The sequence below is a fragment of the Pseudomonas sp. 7P_10.2_Bac1 genome (assembly GCF_025465935.1).
GTDB lineage: Bacteria > Pseudomonadota > Gammaproteobacteria > Pseudomonadales > Pseudomonadaceae > Aquipseudomonas.
The window spans coordinates 17,329-38,939 of record NZ_JANLNV010000068.1; the positions used below are offsets into that span (position 1 = coordinate 17,329).

Here is a 21,611-nt window from a genome sequence, read left to right on the forward strand (position 1 = left end):
TCACTCCCGATGGTCGTGGGTCTGGGTGATACAGCCCTGTTCCACGTGGAACAGGGCAACTGGCGTTTCCGTCTGCCAGCCTTCCCTCATAAATTCGTGGTCTACACAGGTAATGAACACCTGGCAGCGTAAGTCTTCCAACAAGCGACACAGTGCTTTGCGATGCTGCTCATCCAGTTCGGACGGCAAATCATCCACCAGATAAATACATTGGCCACGCCGGGCTTGGCTGACCAAGTGCCCCTGGGCAATACGCAATGCACAGACCACCAATTTTTGCTGACCACGCGACAGGATGTCTGCAGCGTTGTTGGCGCCTATCTTCAAGCGCAAATCAGCACGTTGTGGCCCGGCTTGGGTATGCCCCATCTGCTGGTCCCGGTGGACAGACGCGGCGAGTACAGCACTCAGCTCACGGTCTTTGTCCCAACCACGGTAATAACTCAGCGTTAATCCTTCGAGTTCAAGCAACTCACTTAAGGTCTGCTCAAAGACAGGTTTCAAGGCCTTGATGTAAGCACGACGGTATTCATCAATTTCAGCACTGGCCAGACACAGTTCCCGGTCCCAGGCCGCTTGTGAAACGGCGTCGAGTGTACCATGCCGCAGCCATGAGTTCCGCTGCCGCAGGGCCTTCTGTAGCCGCTGCCAGGTCGACATAAAGCGCGGCTCGACATGGAATACTCCCCAGTCGAGAAACTGCCTACGGATCTTTGGGGCACCTTCGAGTAGACGAAAGCTGTCAGGGTTGATCAATTGCAGTGGCAGGATCTCGGCCAACTGCGCAGCACTGCGCGCATTTTGGCCGTCGATCCGAATCTGAAACTCCCCGTTGCGGTCCCGCGAAATACCCAAGGCGCTGTGTCCGCCTTCAGCCAGTTCGACCTGGCCAAACACCGTACAGGTCTGCAGTTCGTGCTGAATGACCGGCGTAAGCCGGACACTGCGAAACGAGCGCGCAAGCCCCAGCAAATGGACCGCTTCCAGCACGCTGGTTTTTCCGCTGCCGTTGGCGCCATACAAAATGTTGATGCGGGGGGAGGGGGAGAAGGTCACCGGGTGCAGGTTACGCACGCCGGTGACGGTGACACGGCTAAGGGACATCTAGCTTGAGCTGTGCATAAGTTACAGGCGCATCGGCATGACAACGTAGGCCGAGTCGTCGTTGTCCGACTCTTGCACCAAGGCGCTGCTGTTGGAGTCAGACAGAATCAGACGCACTTGTTCAGTGGTCATCACACCCAGCACGTCCAGCAGGTAGCTTACGTTGAAACCAATTTCGAGCGAGCCGCCGTTGTAGTCGACGCCCACTTCTTCTTCGGCTTCTTCCTGCTCCGGGTTGTTGGCCTGGATTTTCAGCTGGCTATTGGCCAGTTGCAGACGAATGCCCCGGTATTTCTCGTTGGACAGGATCGCAGTACGGCTGAACGCTTCACGCAGTGCCTGACGATCACCAATCACGACCTTGTCGCCACCTTTAGGCAGCACACGCTCGTAATCGGGGAACTTGCCGTCTACCAGCTTGGAGGTGAAAGTGAACTCACCGGTGGTGGCACGAATATGGTGCGCGCCCAATACGATGCTCACTTCGCCTTCTGGCTCGGTCAACAAACGCGCCAGCTCGAGGATACCTTTACGCGGCACGATGACCTGGTGGCGATCTGGCTGACCAATGTCGGCTTTCATAGAGCACATGGCCAGACGGTGACCGTCGGTAGCCACGGCGCGAATGATGCCAGCCGAAACTTCGAGCAACATGCCGTTGAGGTAGTAACGAACGTCCTGCTGAGCCATGGCAAAGCTGGTGCGTTCGATCAGGCGTCGCAGTTTGCTTTGCTGCAGGCTGCAGGTCAGTGAGCCCGGGCCTTCTTCAACCGTCGGGAAGTCATTGGCAGGCAAGGTGGACAGGGTAAAACGGCTACGGCCTGCCTTGACCACCAGCTTTTGATCATCGAGCTTGATGTCGATCAGCGCATCGTTGGGCAAGCTTTTGCAGATATCCATCAGCTTGCGCGCCGGTACGGTGATTTCGCCTGGCTCGGCAGGCTCTTCAAGCTGAACGCGACCAACCAGCTCGACCTCAAGGTCGGTACCGGTCAGCGACAGCTGCTGGCCTTCGACAACCAACAGCACGTTGGACAATACCGGCAAGGTCTGGCGGCGTTCAACAACGCCTGCGACCAGTTGCAGGGGTTTCAACAAGGCTTCGCGTTGAATGGTGAAATGCATGGTCTAGTCCCTTGCCTTAATAAGCTGCATTGGTGTCATCAGGTTGTCAGGGTTCGCAGCAGGTTCTTGTAGTCCTCGCGGATGTCCGCGTCGGATTCCTTGAGCTCATTGATCTTGCGGCATGCGTGCAAGACAGTGGTGTGATCGCGGCCGCCAAACACATCGCCGATTTCCGGCAAGCTGTGGTTGGTCAGTTCTTTGGACAGTGCCATGGCCACTTGGCGAGGGCGGGCGACCGAGCGTGAGCGACGCTTGGACAGCAAGTCCGAAATTTTGATCTTGTAGTACTCGGCCACTGTGCGCTGGATGTTATCCACAGAGACGAGCTTGTCTTGCAACGCCAGAAGGTCCTTCAGAGATTCGCGAATCAGTTCGATGGTGATGTCGCGACCCATGAAGTGCGAGTGAGCAATGACCCGCTTGAGCGCACCTTCGAGCTCACGCACGTTGGAGCGAATGCGTTGGGCAATAAAGAAGGCGGCATCATGAGGCAGCTCGACCTTGGCCTGGTCTGCCTTTTTCATCAGGATCGCCACCCGCGTCTCAAGCTCAGGCGGCTCAACGGCAACGGTCAAGCCCCAGCCGAAACGGGATTTGAGGCGCTCTTCGAGCCCTTCGATCTCTTTAGGGTAGCGGTCACTGGTCAGAATCACTTGCTGACCGCCTTCAAGCAAGGCGTTGAAGGTGTGGAAGAACTCTTCCTGAGAGCGCTCTTTGCGTGCAAAGAATTGAATGTCATCGATGAGCAGCGCGTCTACCGAACGGTAGAAGCGCTTGAACTCATTGATTGCGTTGAGCTGCAGGGCCTTGACCATGTCGGCTACGAAACGCTCGGAATGCAGGTACACCACCTTGGCATTCGGGTTCTTCTTTAACAGGTGGTTACCCACCGCGTGCATCAAGTGCGTTTTACCCAGGCCAACGCCGCCATAAAGGAAGAGCGGGTTATAGCCGTGCTTGGGGTTGTCCGCCACTTGCCACGCCGCTGCGCGGGCCAGTTGGTTGGACTTGCCCTCGACGAAGTTTTCGAAGGTAAAGGTACGGTTCAGGTAGCTGGTGTGCTTGAGCGCACCTTCAACCTGCACGGTACGTTGTTCTGCACGTGCTGGCGCCTGTTGCGAACTGGCACCCGCCATGGGGTCGAAGCTGTCACGCGAAGGCTCTTCGCTCGTCTGGTCCGGCTGCTTGGGGGTCGGCGCGGGAGCGGGGGCTGCACTTGCAGGTGCACTGGGTGCTGGCGCAGGCGCTGCTTGCTGTTGAGAAGCCGCGGCGGCCAATGGCGCATTGGGCGCAGCACGCGGAGCCGAGCTGCGTTTGCTGCCTATTAATAAGGACAGCGCAGGCGCCATGCCATTGCTGTGCTCGTTCAGCAATTCAAGCAAACGGCTCAGGTACTTCTCGTTAACCCAGTCGAGCACAAAACGATTGGGCGCATAGACGCGCAACTCGTCGCCTTCGGCTTCGACCTGTAGTGGACGGATCCAGGTGTTGAATTGCTGGGCAGGCAGCTCATCGCGCAAAAGCTCTACGCACTGCTGCCAAAGTTCCACTGACACGGATATCCCCTAAGTTGAAAGCCGGTGAGGCAAAAACAGGCGCCATTGTAGCGACCACTCGCCCACTTATCCACATGTAGGTTGCCTGCCTATAAGGAGAGGCCAGGTTTTTTACTGTGAACAAAGCGACAAATGGTATGTGCATAAGCTCTGTGGATAAGCGGGCCTAAGCTCGTTGCACAAGTGGGCGGAAAACACTGTGCATAACTGCCCTGTGGATAAAGAAGCGTTTCGTGCACAGCTTATCCGAGGTCGCAGCACAGGCAGAGCACCGCTTCTCGACAGTGTTGTCATTCTATGCAGGCCTTGATTTTTAAGGTCTATAGCCAGTTATCCACAGATAGGTGGCTCCCTAAAGTTAATAAGATTTTTAAAAGAGCTTTAAATACTTCGTCTTTTTATTTTTATGACTGCGTGAACAAATGCTTGTGCACAACACCCCCTCATCTATTTAGGCGTTCACGTTGGTTGGAAATTGACCTATTGGCCTGCATTCACTAGAATCGCCGGTCTCTTAAAACGGGGGCCATTCCGGCCCGTTGTGGACGAACCAGGTAGCACGACATGAAACGTACTTTCCAACCAAGCACTATCAAACGCGCCCGCACTCACGGTTTCCGTGCTCGCATGGCTACTAAAAACGGCCGTGCAGTCCTGTCGCGTCGCCGCGCCAAAGGCCGTGCGCGTCTGGCAGTTTGATAATCAGACAATGGTGGTGAGTCAGGACTTCAGTCGGGAAAAGCGGTTACTCACTCCCCGACATTTCAAGGCAGTCTTTGACTCCCCCACCGGCAAGGTTCCGGGGAAAAATCTCCTGCTCCTTGCGCGCAGCAACGATCTTGATCACCCCCGGTTGGGGTTAGTGATCGGGAAAAAGAGCGTCAAGCTCTCCGTTCAGCGCAATCGCCTTAAGCGTTTGATGCGTGAATCGTTTCGTCTCCACCAGGATCAACTGGTTGGTTGGGATATCGTTATCGTCGCGCGCAAAGGTTTGGGTGACGTAGAGAACCCCGAATTGATTCAGCATTTCGGCAAACTGTGGAAACGTCTGGCCCGTAACACGCCAGTTCCAGCTGTTAAAACCGAAACTGTAGGGGTAGGCAGTCCTGATGCGTAAACTGGCGCTCGTTCCGATCCAGTTTTACCGTTATGCCATTAGTCCTTTGATGGCAAACCACTGCCGTTTCTACCCCAGTTGTTCCTGCTACGCGTTGGAAGCCATCGAAACTCATGGCGTTCTTCGCGGCGGCTGGCTGACCTTTCGTCGTTTAGGTCGCTGTCACCCGTGGAATCCCGGTGGTTACGACCCGGTTCCACCTATCCCTACCTCCCGTTCTTCTTGATGGCCGAGTAATCATGGATATTAAACGCACGATCCTGATCGTCGCTCTCGCAGTCGTGTCCTACGTTATGGTTCTGAAATGGAACCAGGATTACGGCCAAGCTGCCCTGCCGACTCAGAATGTTGCCGCCAGCACTACTACCGCGCAGGGTTTGCCTGACTCGGTGCCAGGTAACAACGCTTCGACCAGTGCCGATGTACCCACAGCCAATGCCGACACCAGCACACCGACAGAAACACCGGTTGCTGCAAGCAAAGACCTGATCCACGTAAAAACCGACGTACTGGATATCGCGATTGATCCACAGGGTGGTGACGTTGCCCAGTTGCGTCTGCCGCTTTATCCACGTCGCCAGGACCACCCGGATGTACCTTTCCAGCTGTTTGATAACGGCGGCGAACGTACGTATCTGGCCCAAAGTGGCCTGACCGGCGTTGATGGTCCGGATGCTCGTACCGCAGGTCGCCCGGTTTTCAGCACTGAGAAAAAAACCTATGAACTGGCTCCAGGCCAGGATCAGTTGGTTGTTGATCTCAAGTTCAGCGATAACGGCGTTAACTACATCAAACGTTTCACGTTCAAGCGTGGTCTGTACGATGTACAAGTCAGCTATCTGATTGATAACGAGAGCGGCAAGCCGTGGACCGGCAACCTGTTCGCGCAATTGAAACGCGACGCCAGCTCTGATCCATCTTCCAGCACCGCCACCGGTACTGCGACTTACCTGGGCGCTGCCCTGTGGACAAGTGCAGAGCCGTACAAAAAAGTGTCGATGAAAGATATCGACAAGGGTCAGCTGAAAGAAACCGTTCAAGGTGGTTGGGTTGCCTGGCTGCAACACTACTTCGTCACTGCGTGGATTCCTCAGAAAGGCGATAACAACGTCGTTCAGACCCGCAAAGACAACCAGGGCAACTACATCATCGGTTTCACTGGCCCAACCTTGACGGTTGAACCGGGTAAAACAGGTGAAACCAGCGCCACGCTGTACGCAGGTCCAAAGAGCCAAGGCGTACTCAAAGAGTTGTCCCCAGGTCTGGAACTGACGGTCGACTACGGCATTCTGTGGTTCATTGCCCAGCCTATTTTCTGGCTGCTGCAACATATCCACAGCCTGGTTGGTAACTGGGGTTGGTCGATTATCTTCCTGACCATGCTGATCAAAGGGATCTTCTTCCCGTTGTCGGCCGCCAGCTACAAATCGATGGCTCGCATGCGCGCTGTGGCACCAAAACTGGCCGCTCTGAAAGAGCAGTTCGGTGATGACCGCCAGAAAATGTCGCAAGCGATGATGGAGCTGTACAAGAAAGAGAAGATCAATCCACTGGGCGGCTGCTTGCCGATTCTGGTGCAGATGCCGGTTTTCCTGTCCTTGTACTGGGTACTGTTGGAAAGCGTTGAAATGCGTCAGGCGCCTTTCATGCTCTGGATTACCGACCTGTCGATTAAAGACCCGTTCTTTATTCTGCCGATCATCATGGGCGCAACCATGTTCATCCAGCAGCGTCTGAACCCGACTCCACCGGATCCGATGCAAGCCAAGGTGATGAAGCTGATGCCAATCATCTTCACCTTCTTCTTCCTGTGGTTCCCTGCAGGTCTGGTGCTGTACTGGGTTGTGAACAACTGCCTGTCCATCGCTCAACAGTGGTACATCACTCGTAAGATCGAAGCTGCTACCAAAAAAGCTGCTGCTTAACTTACTCTGTTGATCACCACTCAAAACGCCCCCTAGTGGGGCGTTTTGCTATCTGTCACTTTTGTTGTTGAGGCCTGTTTTTATGAGTGTTCCAGCACAAACCATTGCTGCTGTGGCAACCGCCCAAGGCCGAGGTGGTGTGGGGATCGTGCGTGTTTCCGGGCCACTCGCCCGTGTCGCGGCGCAAGCGTTCACAGAGCGCGAACTGAAACCGCGCTATGCCCATTACGGACCGTTTTATGGTGAAAACGGCGAAGTCCTGGATGAAGGTATTGCGCTGTATTTCCCGGGCCCCAACTCGTTCACCGGCGAAGACGTGCTCGAATTGCAAGGCCATGGCGGCCCGATCGTTCTGGACATGTTGCTGCAGCGCTGCATTGAACTGGGCTGCCGTTTGGCACGACCGGGCGAATTCAGTGAGCGTGCGTTTTTAAACGACAAGCTCGATCTGGCTCAAGCCGAGGCTATTGCGGACCTTATTGAGGCCAGTTCTGCACAGGCAGCTCGCAACGCATTACGCTCTTTGCAGGGTGCTTTCTCACACCGTGTGCATAACTTGACTGAGCAACTCATCAGTTTGCGTATCTACGTCGAAGCGGCGATTGACTTCCCCGAGGAAGAAATCGACTTCCTGGCCGATGGCCACGTCCTGGGTATGCTCGATAAGGTGCGCGAAGAGTTATCCACCGTTAAGCGTGAAGCTGGCCAAGGCGCCTTACTGCGCGATGGCATGACGGTGGTGATTGCCGGTCGTCCTAATGCCGGCAAGTCCAGTTTGCTTAACGCGCTGGCCGGTCGTGAAGCCGCCATCGTGACCGAGATCGCCGGCACCACGCGCGACGTGTTGCGTGAACATATCCACATTGATGGCATGCCCCTGCACGTGGTGGATACGGCAGGTCTGCGTGACACTGAAGACCAGGTCGAAAAAATCGGCGTGCAACGAGCTCTCAAGGCCATTGGCGAAGCAGATCGTGTGCTGCTGGTGGTGGATGCAACGGCGCCGGAGGCCAATGACCCCTTCGCGTTGTGGCCAGAGTTTTTGGAGCAGCGCCCGGACCCGGCCAAGGTCACCTTGATTCGTAACAAGGCCGACCTCACCGGTGAAGCCGTCGAACTGGAGGTCAGTGCTGATGGCCATGTAACGATCAGCCTAAGTGCGCGATCAACCGATGGACTCGATTTGCTGCGTGAGCACCTCAAGGCCTGTATGGGGTATGAACAGACGTCCGAGAGCAGCTTCAGCGCTCGTCGTCGCCACCTCGAAGCCTTGCAGCACGCCAGCAATGCGCTTGAACATGGCCGGGCACAACTGACACTGGCAGGTGCAGGTGAATTGCTGGCCGAAGATTTGCGCCTGGCCCAGCAATCGTTGGGCGAGATTACCGGGGCATTCAGCTCGGATGATCTGCTGGGGCGGATCTTCTCCAGTTTCTGTATCGGGAAATAATGCCCAGAAATCCGTAGGAGCGAGCTTGCCTCGCGATCTTTTGATCTGTTAAAAGGTCACGAGACAAGCTCGTCTCCTACAGGTATTAGTCCAATGCGCCATTGATGCCGCCGCGAATCTTGCGGCCAGTTCTTGATTCCCCTGCAACAGGGGGTAGATCTGTGCATCTCTGGAGTGCGTATGACTCACGCGACCTGTGTAACGCTGGAAGGCGTTTCTTATCAGTTGCCCGATGGCAGCCCGCTGTTTTCTGACCTAAACCTGCATCTCGATCAACGCCACACCGGCTTGGTCGGGCGAAATGGTGTGGGTAAAAGTGTATTGGCACGTCTGATTGCTGGGGATATCTCCCCTACCACTGGGCGCTGCCTGCGCACCGGAAAGGTGTATTACCTGGCACAGCACATCACCCATGCCCTCGAGCAGACGGTGGCTGATCTGGCCGGTGTGCAACCCATCATCAGTGCGCTGGAACGCATCGAACAGGGCAGTACCACACCAGCGGACTTTGACGCGGTGGGCGAGCAATGGAACATTCGGCAGCAGTTACTCGACCAACTGGCCCACAACAACCTCGAGCACCTCACGCCTTCAACCCTGACCTCACGGCTCAGTGGCGGCGAAGCCATGCGTGTCGCGCTGATGGGGGCGTTTATGTCACAGGCCGAGCTGCTGATTCTGGATGAACCGACCAATCACCTGGACTGTGAGCAGCGTTTGGCATTGCAGGCGCAACTCAGCCACTGGCCGAGGGCGTTGCTGGTGATCAGTCATGACCGTGAGCTGCTGGAGTCCATGACGCGCATCCTCGAACTCTCAGCCTTGGGGCTGGCCAGCTACGGCGGTGGTTATTCGTTTTATGCACAGGCCAAAGCCCAGCAGCAATCCGCCGCCGAACAGCAACTGGCCCACGCCAAGTTGGAACGACACCGGCAAGAACAACGGCTGCGCGATCAAGCTGAACAGGTTGAACGCAGGCAGGCACGGGGCAACAAATCCGCCAGTTCCCGTAATCAGGCGAAGATTTTGCTGGGGCGACAAAAGGAGCGCAGTCAAAACAGCAGCGGCAAATGGCAGCAGCATCAGCAAGCCGCGCGCGCGGTGTTGTCGGTACGCGTCAGTCAAGCTGCCCGCCAGGTTGAAAGACAGCAGGCCATGTTTGTCTATGCCCCCACAACGAGCCAGCACAGCGCTACCCATATCGCCGAGCTGGTTGAAGCACGCTTGCCATATGGCTTCGAACCGTTGCGTACACTCAGCCTTACGCTCAGTCGGGGCCAGCGGGTTGCCTTGCTCGGCCCCAATGGTTGCGGTAAATCAACGGTACTCAAGGTGTTGGCTGGGCAAGTGCCGATCCTGGCTGGGCTAGCGGATGTCAGCGTCAAATCAGCTTATCTTGATCAGCACCTGGCCTTGCTGAACCTTGAATATTCGGTGCTGGAGCAGTTGCAGGCACTCAATCGGCAACTCACGGAGAGTGAATTGCGTACCCGGCTGGCGCAATTAGGGCTTGGCGCCGAGCAGGTGAATCGACCCTGTGCACAACTCAGTGGTGGTGAACAGCTGAAGGCGGCAATGGCCTGTGTGTTTTATGCCGAGCAACCTGCGCAGTTGTTGTTGCTCGATGAACCCGCCAATCACCTCGATCTGGTGTCCTTGCTGGCGCTGGAAAACATGCTCAATCAGTACACCGGCACGTTGGTTGTGACCTCACACGATCAGAGGTTTCTCGACGCTATTGAAATTACCCACAGGCTCATCGCGAGTGCCAACGGCTGGTTGAGCGCCGCCGTTTGAGTACCGGCTAGGCTGCCGTTCATCACCTTTATCCCTTTTTAATCTGCTAGCCGCTGGATGACGTGTTCATCCAGGCGGCTTTCGGCTGCCTTTTTGTTGGCCTGATAGGGAGAATTTCGTCGGTTAAGCTCTGTGTATAACTGGCCCTTAGCTCAGTGGGTAAGTGGCCTCTAAAACTGAAGATAAACCCCTCTGTGGATAACGTTATCATTTACCCACAGGCTTAATGCACTTATTCACCCCGCTCATGGCCACATGACCACAGACTTTCAAATCTCTGTACAGTACGAAAATAAAGGCTTACAGACACTTATCCACAGAAAGGAGCCTCTCTAAGAATAAACATAAAAACAAAGCTTTTATAAATTTCTTCTTTATTTATTTTTCTTTCTATCTGGCCTTATCCACACGCTGGTTAAATTTTGTGCAAAGGGTTCTTTAAGAAGGGCTAAGTCCCTATACTTCTCGGTCTATCCAAAAAACCCCTAGTAACAGGCACGAGGTGCGTGGTGAATTTCCCTTCCCGTTTTGCAGTGATCGTCATCGGTGGCGGTCACGCCGGAACCGAGGCTGCACTTGCTTCAGCACGTATGGGTGTAAAAACCCTGCTGTTGACCCACAACGTGGAAACCCTCGGGCATATGAGCTGCAACCCTGCAATCGGTGGCATTGGTAAAAGCCATCTGGTTAAAGAAATCGATGCGCTCGGCGGCGCAATGGCAGTCGCTACTGACAAAAGCGGTATCCAGTTCCGTGTGCTTAACGGCCGTAAAGGCCCAGCCGTACGCGCAACCCGCGCACAGGCTGACCGCGCTATCTACAAGTCGGTGGTGCGTGAAATTCTGGAAAACCAACCGAACCTGTGGATATTTCAACAAGCGGCGGATGACCTGATTGTTGAAAACGATCAAGTACGCGGTGTTGTGACTCAGATGGGCCTGCGTTTTCTGGCCGACTCTGTGGTTTTGACCACCGGTACGTTCCTGGGGGGACTTATCCACATCGGTTTGCAGAATTACTCGGGCGGACGTGCCGGTGATCCACCGTCGATTGCCCTGGCACACCGCCTGCGTGAACTGCCTTTGCGTGTTGGTCGTCTGAAAACCGGTACGCCGCCACGCATTGATGGCCGCTCGGTTGATTTTTCAGTGATGACTGAACAACCTGGTGACACACCGATCCCGGTCATGTCGTTCATGGGCAACAAGGAACAGCACCCGACTCAAGTCAGCTGCTGGATTACCCATACCAATGCGCGCACTCATGAGATCATTGCGTCCAACCTCGATCGCTCGCCGATGTACTCAGGTGTGATTGAAGGGATTGGTCCGCGTTACTGCCCGTCGATTGAAGACAAGATTCATCGTTTTGCTGACAAGGAAAGCCATCAGGTGTTTATCGAACCCGAAGGTTTGAACACCCATGAGCTGTATCCGAACGGTATTTCGACGTCGCTGCCTTTTGATGTTCAGTTGCAACTCGTGCAATCGATTCGCGGCATGGAAAATGCCCACATCGTGCGCCCAGGCTACGCCATCGAATACGATTATTTCGATCCGCGGGACCTGAAATACAGCCTGGAAACCAAAGTGATTGGCGGGTTGTTCTTTGCCGGGCAAATCAACGGCACCACCGGTTATGAAGAAGCCGGCGCACAAGGTTTGCTCGCCGGGACCAACGCAGCCTTGTTGGCACAAGGCAAAGAGACCTGGTGTCCGCGTCGTGACGAAGCGTATATCGGCGTGTTGGTTGATGACCTGATTACATTGGGGACTCAAGAACCGTACCGAATGTTTACCTCCCGCGCCGAATACCGTTTGATCCTGCGCGAAGACAATGCCGATATGCGCCTGACTGAAAAAGGTCGTGAACTCGGTTTGGTCGATGACGCCCGTTGGGCGGCGTTCTGCACCAAGCGCGAAAGCATTGCCCTGGAAGAACAACGCTTGAGAAGCACGTGGGTGCGCCCGGGGACTGAACAAGGTGAAGCGATTGCGGCCAAATTTGGCACGCCGTTGACCCATGAATACAATTTGCTGAGTTTGTTGACCCGTCCGGAAATCGATTACGCAGGCCTGGTTGAAGTGACTGGCGAGGGCGCAAGCGATCCGCTGGTCGCCGAACAGGTTGAAATCAAAACCAAGTATGCGGGTTACATTGACCGTCAACAGGACGAGATCGCTCGCCTGCGCGCCAGTGAAAACATCAAACTGCCTGTGGATATCGATTACACGACCATCTCGGGGTTGTCGAAAGAGATCCAGAGCAAGCTCGGTGCCACGCGCCCCGAGACGCTGGGCCAGGCTTCGCGGGTTCCCGGTGTCACCCCGGCAGCGATTTCCCTGTTGATGATTCATCTGAAAAAACGCGGCGCTGGCCGCAAGTTGGAGCAAAACGCTTGAGTTCGCTGGTCACTGCACAACACGCCGAAGAATTATCCACAGGTGCGCGCCAGCTGGGCGTTGCACTGACCACAACCCAGCATGAGCAACTGCTGGGTTATTTGGCCCTGTTGATAAAATGGAACAAGGCCTACAACCTCACGGCTGTGCGTAACCCGGACGAGATGGTGTCACGTCACTTGCTCGACAGCCTCAGTGTGATGCCGTTTATCGAAAACGGTCGTTGGCTGGATGTGGGCAGTGGTGGCGGGATGCCCGGCATCCCTTTGGCGATCCTGTTTCCTGAGTCGCACGTGACTTGCCTTGACAGCAACGGCAAGAAAACGCGGTTTCTGACGCAGGTGAAACTCGAACTCAAGCTGGACAACCTGAATGTTATCCACAGCCGTGTTGAGGAGTATCAACCGGAACTGGCGTTCAACGGAATTGTTTCCAGGGCTTTCAGCAGCATGGAGAACTTTACCAACTGGACGCGGCACCTGGGTGACAGCGAAACACGCTGGTTGGCAATGAAGGGCGTTCATCCGGCCGATGAGCTGGTAGCATTGCCGTCTGATTTTCGTCTAGATAGCGAACACGCCTTGACCGTTCCAGGTTGCCAAGGCCAACGCCATCTGCTGATACTGCGCCGAACGGCATGATTGGGAACGCAAGCAAGAATGGCTAAGGTATTCGCAATAGCGAACCAAAAAGGGGGAGTGGGTAAGACCACCACCTGCATCAACCTCGCAGCATCGCTGGTCGCGACCAAGCGGCGCGTGCTGCTGATCGACCTCGATCCACAAGGCAACGCCACCATGGGCAGCGGTGTGGATAAACATGGTCTTGAGAATTCCGTTTACGATCTGCTGATCGGCGAATGCGATCTGGCCCAGGCCATGCACGTCTCCGAGCACGGTGGTTACCAGCTGTTGCCGGCGAACCGTGACCTGACAGCCGCCGAAGTCGTGTTGCTCGAAATGCAGATGAAAGAAAGCCGTCTGCGTACAGCGCTGGCGCCGGTTCGCGAAAGCTACGATTACATTCTGATCGACTGCCCACCTTCGCTGTCGATGCTGACGCTTAATGCCTTGGTGGCCGCTGATGGGGTCATTATCCCCATGCAGTGCGAATACTTCGCCCTTGAAGGCTTGAGCGACCTTGTGGATAACATCAAGCGCATCGCCGAGCTGCTGAACCCCAACCTCAAAGTCGAAGGCCTGCTGCGTACTATGTACGACCCGCGCCTGAGCCTGATGAACGATGTCTCGGCTCAGCTCAAGGAACACTTCGGCGAGCAACTGTACGACACGGTGATACCGCGCAACATTCGCCTGGCTGAAGCACCGAGTTACGGTATGCCGGCATTGGCCTATGATAAAAATTCCCGTGGCGCGATTGCTTACCTGGCCTTGGCCGGCGAGCTGGTTCGTCGTCAACGTCGCACCTCCCGCACTGCTCAGCCAACTTAAGGATATTCCATGGCCGTCAAGAAACGAGGTCTAGGACGAGGACTGGATGCACTCTTGAGTGGTCCTACGGTCAGCTCGCTGGAAGAGCAGGCCGTCAAGGTCGATCAAAGCGAACTGCAGCATTTGCCCCTGGACCTGATCCAGCGCGGCAAATACCAGCCTCGTCGCGACATGGACCCGCAAGCACTCGAAGAGCTGGCGAACTCGATCAAGACTCAGGGTGTGATGCAGCCGATCGTGGTGCGTCCGATCGCTGGCGAGCGGTTTGAGATCATTGCCGGTGAGCGTCGCTGGCGCGCCAGTCAACAGGCCGGTAAAGACACAATTCCGGCAATGGTCCGTGATGTTCCAGATGAAACCGCCATTGCGATGGCGCTCATTGAAAACATTCAGCGCGAAGATCTTAATCCGATTGAAGAAGCGATTGCTTTGCAACGTTTGCAGCAAGAGTTTCAATTGACTCAACAACAAGTCGCTGATGCGGTGGGTAAGTCCCGAGTATCCGTGGCTAACTTGTTGCGTTTAATTTCATTGCCGGAAGTTATTAAGACCATGTTGTCCCACGGTGACCTTGAAATGGGACATGCGCGGGCATTGCTCGGCTTACCTGACAATAAGCAGGTTGAAGGGGCGCGACACGTTGTCGCACGTGGTCTGACAGTTCGCCAGACCGAAGCCTTGGTTCGCCAGTGGTTGAGCGGTAAACAAGAGCCTGCTGAACCGGCTAAACCTGATCCGGATATCACCCGCCTTGAACAGCGTCTGGCCGAGCGCCTAGGCTCTGCGGTGCAGATCCGCCACGGAAAGAAGGGTAAAGGCCAATTAGTTATTGGTTATAACTCTCTTGATGAGCTTCAAGGAGTGCTTGCTCACATCCGCTGAAACATATCCTTTTGTAGCGCGCAGTCGGAAATCACTACCTGACAGTTGAATAGGGGCTTCCACGCCCCTATACTCTGCGCGCATTTTGTCGGCACAAATTATGCCAAGTTTTAGCTTTTGGCCGCCGACCTTTGAGGAGCAGTTGTGATGGAAACCCGCACGCCAAACCGCTTGCCATTCCATCGCTTGGCGGTTTTTCCGGTTTTGCTAGCTCAATTTGTCATTTTATTGCTGGCTGCTTTGGGGCTCTGGCAATGGCATGGAGTTGTAGCCGGATATTCAGGGCTCTGCGGAGGCCTGATTGCTTTGCTGCCCAATGTGTATTTTGCTCACCGAGCTTTCCGGTTTACCGGTGCTCGAGCAGCGCAAGCCATCGTCCGGTCGTTTTACGCCGGCGAGGCAGGCAAATTAATTTTGACGGCAGTGCTGTTCGCGCTGACGTTTGCAGGTGTGAAGCCATTGGCGCCGCTAGCTGTATTCGGCGTCTTCGTGTTGACCCAATTGGTCAGCTGGTTCGCTCCCCTGCTAATGAGAACAACACTTTCGAGACCTTAGGGCGTTTGAGGCAACCATGGCAGAAACAACCGCTTCGGGCTATATCCAGCACCACTTACAGAACCTGACCTTCGGGCAGCTACCTGATGGCGGCTGGGGCTTTGCTCACACCGTTGCAGAAGCTAAAGCAATGGGCTTTTGGTCATTCCATGTCGATACCCTCGGCTGGTCTGTATTCGTTGGCTTGCTGTTTATCTTCATTTTCCGCATGGCGGCCAAGAAGGTAACTTCCGGTCAACCAGGCGCACTGCAGAACTTCGTTGAAGTGATGGTGGAATTCGTTGATGGCAGCGTAAAAGACAGCTTCCATGGCCGTAGCGCCGTGATTGCTCCGCTGGCGCTGACTATTTTCGTCTGGGTATTCCTGATGAACGTCATCGACTTGATCCCGGTTGACTGGATTCCTCAGTTGGCGATCCTGATCTCTGGCGATGAGCACTTCCCATTCCGTGCCGTACCGACGACCGATCCGAACGCTACCTTGGGCATGGCCCTGTCGGTATTCGCGCTGATCATCTTCTACAGCATCAAAATCAAGGGTATCGGTGGCTTCATCGGCGAACTGACCCTGCACCCGTTCAGCAGCAAGAACATCTTTGTTCAGGCCCTGCTGATTCCGGTGAACTTCCTGCTCGAATTCGTGACGCTGGTCGCCAAGCCAATTTCGCTGGCACTGCGACTGTTCGGCAACATGTACGCTGGCGAACTGGTATTTATCCTGATCGCCGTAATGTTCGGCAGCGGCCTGCTCTGGCTTAGCGGTCTGGGCGTGGTGCTGCAATGGGCGTGGGCTGTGTTCCACATCCTGATCATCACCTTGCAAGCGTTCATCTTCATGATGCTGACCATCGTTTATCTGTCGATGGCGCACGAAGAGCACTAAGACCCGTTTCGACGTGTCTTGTGGCCCTCCCGCCTCGGGGGGAGGGCGTAGCAAATTGTTTTTGTTTTACCGCTTTAATCTAAAAACCTAAACCATACGACGTAAAAGTCGGGAGGAAAGATGGAAACTGTAGTTGGTCTAACCGCTATCGCTGTTGCACTGTTGATCGGCCTGGGTGCACTGGGTACTGCAATTGGTTTCGGCCTGTTGGGTGGCAAGTTCCTGGAAGGCGCAGCGCGTCAGCCAGAAATGGTTCCAATGCTGCAAGTTAAAATGTTCATCGTTGCCGGTCTGCTCGACGCCGTAACCATGATCGGTGTTGGTATCGCACTGTTCTTCACTTTCGCGAACCCTTTCGTTGGTCAGCTCGCTGGCTAATCACTCGAATTTTCGAGTTGATTAGAGAGATGGACAACGAACGAGCGAGGTGTTGGCGTGAACATTAATGCAACCCTGATTGGCCAGTCCGTTGCGTTCTTCATTTTTGTACTGTTTTGCATGAAGTTCGTGTGGCCTCCGGTCATCGCGGCATTGCAAGAACGTCAGAAGAAGATTGCGGCTGGACTGGACGCTGCGAACCGAGCAGCTCGTGACCTGGAGTTGGCCCAAGATAAAGCGGGTCAACAACTGCGCGAAGCTAAGGCTCAGGCAGCTGAAATCATTGAGCAAGCCAAGAAACGCGGTACTCAGATTGTCGACGAAGCCCGTGAACAGGCTCGCGTTGAAGCTGAACGTGTGAAGGCTCAGGCTCAGGCCGAGATCGAACAGGAACTGAACAGCGTCAAAGACGCCCTGCGTACCCAACTGGGTGGCTTGGCTGTTGAAGGCGCAGAGAAGATCCTGGGTGCCACAATCGATCAAAACGCGCACGCGGAGCTGGTTAATAAACTGGCTGCTGAAATTTAAGCGAGGGCGATCATGGCAGAATTGACCACGTTGGCCCGACCTTACGCTAAGGCAGCCTTCGAGCATGCCCAGGCCCACCAGCAACTGGCCTCTTGGTCAGCCATGCTCGGCCTGGCTGCAGCAGTGTCGCAGGACGACACTATGCAGCGCGTGCTCAAGGCCCCGCGACTGACGAGCGCAGAAAAGGCCGCCACGTTTATTGACGTGTGCGGCGACAAGTTTGATGTGAAAGTGCAGAACTTCATCCACGTCGTTGCAGAAAACGACCGTCTCCTGCTTCTGCCGGAGATCGCCGCACTGTTCGACCTGTACAAGGCCGAGCAAGAGAAGTCGGTAGACGTTGAAGTGACCAGTGCTTTCGCATTGAACCAAGAACAGCAAGACAAACTCGCCAAGGTTCTCAGTGCACGACTCGACCGGGAAGTGCGCCTGCAAGTTGCGGAAGACAAGTCCCTCATTGGGGGCATCGTCATTCGCGCCGGCGACCTGGTTATCGATGGCTCGATTCGCGGCAAACTCGCGAATCTTGCCGAAGCATTGAAATCTTGAGTTTGAAGGGGCAGCAGAGCAATGCAGCAACTCAATCCTTCCGAAATAAGTGAAATTATCAAGGGCCGCATCGACAAGCTCGATGTGACCTCCCAAGCCCGTAACGAAGGCACTGTCGTCAGCGTATCTGACGGTATCGTGCGGATTCACGGTCTGGCCGACGTAATGTCCGGCGAGATGATCGAGTTTCCGGGCGGCGTCTTCGGTATGGCCCTCAACCTGGAGCAAGACTCCGTAGGTGCCGTTATTTTGGGTGCTTACCAGTCTCTGGCTGAAGGCATGAGCGCCAAGTGCACTGGCCGTATCCTGGAAGTTCCGGTTGGTAAGGAACTGCTGGGTCGCGTAGTCGACGCACTGGGTAACCCTGTTGACGGTAAAGGTCCACTGGGCAACACCGAGACCGACGCGGTCGAGAAAGTTGCTCCAGGCGTGATCTGGCGTAAGTCCGTAGACCAGCCTGTACAGACTGGCTACAAGGCTGTCGATGCCATGATTCCTGTCGGCCGTGGCCAGCGTGAGCTGATCATTGGTGACCGTCAGATCGGTAAAACCGCTCTGGCGATCGACGCGATCATCAACCAGAAAGACAGCGGCATTTTCTGTGTCTACGTAGCGATCGGTCAGAAGCAATCGACTATCGCCAACGTGGTTCGCAAGCTGGAAGAAAACGGCGCACTGAAAAACACGATCATCGTGGCAGCCAGTGCTTCTGAATCGCCTGCGCTGCAGTACCTGGCACCTTATGCCGGTTGCACCATGGGTGAATTCTTCCGCGACCGCGGTGAAGACGCGCTGATCGTTTATGACGATCTGTCCAAGCAAGCAGTGGCTTACCGCCAGATTTCCCTGCTGCTGCGCCGTCCACCAGGCCGTGAAGCTTACCCAGGCGACGTGTTCTATCTCCACTCCCGTCTGCTGGAGCGCGCATCCCGCGTTTCGGAAGAGTACGTAGAGAAGTTCACCAACGGCGCAGTGACTGGTAAAACCGGTTCCCTGACCGCATTGCCGATCATCGAAACTCAAGCTGGCGACGTTTCCGCGTTCGTTCCGACCAACGTGATTTCCATCACCGACGGTCAGATCTTCCTGGAATCGGCCATGTTCAACTCGGGCATCCGCCCTGCAGTGAACGCCGGTGTTTCGGTATCCCGTGTGGGTGGTGCCGCTCAGACCAAGATCATCAAGAAGCTGTCCGGTGGTATCCGTACCGCTCTGGCTCAGTACCGTGAACTGGCGGCATTCGCCCAGTTCGCATCTGACCTGGACGAAGCGACCCGTAAGCAACTTGAGCATGGTCAGCGCGTTACCGAGCTGATGAAGCAGAAGCAATACGCCCCTATGTCGATCGCTGACATGGCGTTGTCGCTGTATGCCGCTGAGCGTGGGTTCCTGACTGACGTCGAAATCGCCAAGGTCGGCAGCTTTGAACAAGCGCTGATTGCTTACTTCAACCGCGATCACGCCGACTTGTTGGCCAAGATCAACGTGAAGGGTGACTTCAATGACGAAATCGACGCTGGCCTGAAAGCCGGTATCGAGAAGTTCAAGGCCACCCAAACCTGGTAAGCCGCAGCGGGAGCCGCAAGGCTCCCGCTTGCTAACCTGATAGGTGTTACATGGCAGGCGCAAAAGAGATTCGCAGTAAGATTGCGAGCATCAAAAGCACGCAAAAAATTACCAGCGCCATGGAAAAAGTGGCGGTCAGCAAAATGCGCAAGGCACAAATGCGCATGGCTGCTAGCCGTCCTTATGCGGAGCGCATCCGCCAGGTTATTGGGCATTTGGCCAACGCCAACCCGGAATACCGCCACCCGTTCATGATCGACCGCCCAGTTAAGCGTGTTGGTTATGTGGTTGTGAGCAGTGACCGTGGTTTGTGTGGTGGTTTGAATACCAACCTGTTCAAGGCCCTGGTCAAGGACATGGCGGTAAACCGCGATAACGGCGTCGAGATTGATCTGTGTGTCGTTGGTAGCAAGGGTGCGGCCTTTTTCCGCAACTTCGGCGGTAACGTCGTTGCAGCTATCAGCCACCTGGGTGAAGAGCCGTCGATCAATGACCTGATCGGCAGTGTGAAGGTGATGTTGGATGCGTACCTGGAAGGCCGGATTGACCGCCTGTCCGTGGTATCCAACAAGTTCATCAACACCATGACCCAGCAGCCAACCGTGGAGCAATTGATTCCACTGGTGGCGACCCCGGATCAAGAACTCAAGCACCACTGGGACTACCTCTACGAACCAGACGCCAAAGAGCTGCTTGACGGCTTGATGGTGCGCTACGTGGAGTCGCAGGTGTACCAGGCGGTGGTCGAGAACAACGCAGCTGAACAAGCGGCGCGGATGATCGCGATGAAAAACGCTACCGATAACGCCGGTGATCTGATCAGCGAATTGCAGCTGGTCTACAACAAGGCGCGTCAGGCTGCGATCACCCAAGAGATCTCGGAAATCGTCGGCGGCGCTGCCGCGGTTTAACGGTTCAAATATTCAGAGGATCCAGCTATGAGTAGCGGACGTATCGTTCAAATCATCGGCGCCGTTATCGACGTGGAATTCCCACGCGACAGCGTACCGAGCATCTACAACGCGCTGAAAGTACAAGGCGCGGACACTACTCTGGAAGTTCAGCAGCAGCTGGGCGACGGCGTAGTTCGTACCATTGCGATGGGTTCCACCGAAGGCTTGAAGCGCGGTCTGGACGTTGTCGACACTGGCGCAGCCATCTCCGTACCGGTCGGTAAAGCGACCCTGGGCCGGATCATGGACGTACTGGGTAACCCAATTGACGAAGCTGGCCCGATCGCCACTGAAGAGCGTTGGGGTATTCACCGTGCAGCGCCTTCGTTCGCCGAACAAGCGGGCGGCAACGATCTGCTGGAAACCGGTATCAAGGTTATCGACCTGGTTTGCCCGTTCGCCAAGGGCGGTAAAGTAGGTCTGTTCGGTGGTGCCGGTGTAGGCAAAACCGTAAACATGATGGAACTGATCCGTAACATCGCCATCGAGCACAGCGGTTATTCCGTGTTCGCCGGTGTGGGTGAGCGTACTCGTGAGGGTAACGACTTCTACCACGAGATGAAGGATTCCAACGTACTGGACAAAGTAGCACTGGTTTACGGTCAGATGAACGAGCCGCCGGGTAACCGTCTGCGCGTTGCACTGACTGGCCTGACCATGGCTGAGAAGTTCCGTGACGAAGGTAACGACGTACTGTTGTTCGTCGACAACATCTACCGTTACACCCTGGCCGGTACTGAAGTATCCGCACTGCTGGGCCGTATGCCTTCGGCAGTAGGTTACCAGCCGACCCTGGCTGAAGAGATGGGCGTTCTGCAAGAACGTATCACTTCGACCAAGGAAGGTTCGATCACTTCGATCCAAGCGGTATACGTACCTGCGGACGACTTGACTGACCCGTCGCCAGCGACCACCTTCGCCCACTTGGACGCCACCGTTGTACTGTCCCGTGACATCGCCTCCCTGGGTATCTACCCAGCGGTCGATCCACTGGACTCGACTTCGCGCCAGTTGGACCCGAACGTAATCGGTCAGGATCACTACGACACCGCTCGCGGCGTTCAGTACGTGCTCCAGCGTTACAAAGAACTGAAGGACATCATTGCGATCCTGGGTATGGACGAGCTGTCGGAAGCCGATAAGCAGTTGGTAAACCGTGCTCGTAAGATCCAGCGTTTCTTGTCTCAGCCGTTCTTCGTGGCTGAAGTCTTCACTGGCGCTTCGGGTAAGTACGTTTCCCTGAAAGACACCATTGCTGGCTTCAAAGGCATCCTCAACGGTGACTACGACCACCTGCCAGAACAAGCGTTCTACATGGTCGGCGGCATCGAAGAAGCGATCGAGAAAGCCAAGAAACTGTAATTCGGGCGCCCGGAAACGGGCGCTAATC

At 55.4% G+C, this 21,611-nt stretch carries 21 protein-coding genes; 18 read left to right on the forward strand and 3 right to left on the reverse strand.

Features of this window, described 5'->3' with window-relative positions:
- The 3 genes from recF to dnaA are packed head-to-tail and all read right to left on the reverse strand — an operon-like array spanning nt 1 to nt 3,785.
- Nucleotides 1–1,104 (reverse strand): DNA replication/repair protein RecF, encoded by a 1,104-nt coding sequence (gene recF, locus NTD86_RS14220; RefSeq protein ID WP_262203138.1) that lies wholly within the window; start codon nt 1,102–1,104, stop codon nt 1–3.
- Nucleotides 1,105–1,125: 21 nt separating this feature from the next.
- Entirely contained in the window at nt 1,126–2,229 is a 1,104-nt protein-coding gene (dnaN, locus tag NTD86_RS14225; RefSeq protein WP_262203140.1) for a DNA polymerase III subunit beta, read from the reverse strand.
- A gap of 38 nt (nt 2,230–2,267) precedes the next feature.
- On the reverse strand, nt 2,268–3,785 hold the full coding sequence (gene dnaA, locus NTD86_RS14230) for a chromosomal replication initiator protein DnaA (protein ID WP_262203142.1): 1,518 nt from the start codon (nt 3,783–3,785) through the stop codon (nt 2,268–2,270).
- 564 nt (nt 3,786–4,349) lie between these two features.
- On the opposite strand from dnaA, the gene rpmH reads away from it, so the two are divergent.
- The 18 genes from rpmH (at nt 4,350) to atpD (ending at nt 21,583) form a co-directional block, all read left to right on the forward strand.
- Entirely contained in the window at nt 4,350–4,484 is a 135-nt protein-coding gene (gene rpmH, locus NTD86_RS14235; RefSeq protein WP_003213577.1) for a 50S ribosomal protein L34, read from the forward strand.
- A gap of 16 nt (nt 4,485–4,500) precedes the next feature.
- A complete protein-coding gene (rnpA, locus tag NTD86_RS14240; protein WP_026014053.1) occupies nt 4,501–4,902 on the forward strand; it encodes a ribonuclease P protein component in 402 nt (133 codons plus the stop codon).
- Entirely contained in the window at nt 4,895–5,128 is a 234-nt protein-coding gene (gene yidD, locus NTD86_RS14245; RefSeq protein WP_082148803.1) for a membrane protein insertion efficiency factor YidD, read from the forward strand. The genes rnpA and yidD overlap by 8 nt, the downstream gene beginning before the upstream one ends.
- A 13-nt stretch (nt 5,129–5,141) precedes the next feature.
- Nucleotides 5,142–6,827 (forward strand): membrane protein insertase YidC, encoded by a 1,686-nt coding sequence (yidC, locus tag NTD86_RS14250; RefSeq protein ID WP_262203144.1) that lies wholly within the window; start codon nt 5,142–5,144, stop codon nt 6,825–6,827.
- An 82-nt stretch (nt 6,828–6,909) separates the two neighbouring features.
- Entirely contained in the window at nt 6,910–8,277 is a 1,368-nt protein-coding gene (mnmE, locus tag NTD86_RS14255) for a tRNA uridine-5-carboxymethylaminomethyl(34) synthesis GTPase MnmE (protein WP_262203146.1), read from the forward strand.
- A 180-nt stretch (nt 8,278–8,457) separates the two neighbouring features.
- Nucleotides 8,458–10,074: an ABC-F family ATP-binding cassette domain-containing protein gene (locus NTD86_RS14260; protein ID WP_262203148.1), complete on the forward strand. Its 1,617-nt coding sequence runs from the start codon at nt 8,458–8,460 to the stop codon at nt 10,072–10,074.
- 509 nt (nt 10,075–10,583) lie between these two features.
- Complete coding sequence (gene mnmG, locus NTD86_RS14265; protein ID WP_262203149.1) at nt 10,584–12,476, forward strand: tRNA uridine-5-carboxymethylaminomethyl(34) synthesis enzyme MnmG; 1,893 nt, start codon at nt 10,584–10,586, stop codon at nt 12,474–12,476.
- The gene (gene rsmG / locus NTD86_RS14270; protein WP_262203150.1) at nt 12,473–13,117 is read left to right on the forward strand and encodes a 16S rRNA (guanine(527)-N(7))-methyltransferase RsmG; all 645 of its coding nucleotides are present in this window, start codon (nt 12,473–12,475) and stop codon (nt 13,115–13,117) included. The genes mnmG and rsmG overlap by 4 nt, the downstream gene beginning before the upstream one ends.
- Nucleotides 13,118–13,135: 18 nt before the next feature.
- A complete protein-coding gene (locus NTD86_RS14275) occupies nt 13,136–13,927 on the forward strand; it encodes a ParA family protein (RefSeq protein ID WP_262203151.1) in 792 nt (263 codons plus the stop codon).
- 9 nt (nt 13,928–13,936) lie between these two features.
- Nucleotides 13,937–14,809 (forward strand): ParB/RepB/Spo0J family partition protein, encoded by an 873-nt coding sequence (locus tag NTD86_RS14280; protein WP_262203152.1) that lies wholly within the window; start codon nt 13,937–13,939, stop codon nt 14,807–14,809.
- Between the two features lie 147 nt (nt 14,810–14,956).
- Nucleotides 14,957–15,364, forward strand: coding sequence for a F0F1 ATP synthase subunit I (locus NTD86_RS14285; protein ID WP_262203154.1), 408 nt, complete (start codon nt 14,957–14,959; stop codon nt 15,362–15,364).
- 16 nt (nt 15,365–15,380) lie between these two features.
- Nucleotides 15,381–16,247, forward strand: a complete 867-nt coding sequence (gene atpB, locus NTD86_RS14290; protein ID WP_262203155.1) for a F0F1 ATP synthase subunit A — start codon at nt 15,381–15,383, stop codon at nt 16,245–16,247.
- A 120-nt stretch (nt 16,248–16,367) separates the two neighbouring features.
- Complete coding sequence (gene atpE / locus NTD86_RS14295; RefSeq protein ID WP_002555987.1) at nt 16,368–16,625, forward strand: F0F1 ATP synthase subunit C; 258 nt, start codon at nt 16,368–16,370, stop codon at nt 16,623–16,625.
- Nucleotides 16,626–16,682: 57 nt separating this feature from the next.
- Nucleotides 16,683–17,153 (forward strand): F0F1 ATP synthase subunit B, encoded by a 471-nt coding sequence (locus NTD86_RS14300; RefSeq protein ID WP_262203156.1) that lies wholly within the window; start codon nt 16,683–16,685, stop codon nt 17,151–17,153.
- Between the two features lie 12 nt (nt 17,154–17,165).
- Nucleotides 17,166–17,702: a F0F1 ATP synthase subunit delta gene (locus tag NTD86_RS14305; protein ID WP_048373558.1), complete on the forward strand. Its 537-nt coding sequence runs from the start codon at nt 17,166–17,168 to the stop codon at nt 17,700–17,702.
- 21 nt (nt 17,703–17,723) lie between these two features.
- Nucleotides 17,724–19,268 carry a F0F1 ATP synthase subunit alpha gene (gene atpA, locus NTD86_RS14310; RefSeq protein ID WP_010207686.1) on the forward strand — a complete coding sequence of 515 codons (1,545 nt, stop codon included), beginning with the start codon at nt 17,724–17,726 and terminating at the stop codon, nt 19,266–19,268.
- A gap of 50 nt (nt 19,269–19,318) precedes the next feature.
- Nucleotides 19,319–20,179: a F0F1 ATP synthase subunit gamma gene (gene atpG, locus NTD86_RS14315; protein ID WP_262203158.1), complete on the forward strand. Its 861-nt coding sequence runs from the start codon at nt 19,319–19,321 to the stop codon at nt 20,177–20,179.
- Between the two features lie 27 nt (nt 20,180–20,206).
- Entirely contained in the window at nt 20,207–21,583 is a 1,377-nt protein-coding gene (atpD, locus tag NTD86_RS14320) for a F0F1 ATP synthase subunit beta (protein ID WP_262203159.1), read from the forward strand.
- Nucleotides 21,584–21,611 lie beyond the last annotated feature (28 nt).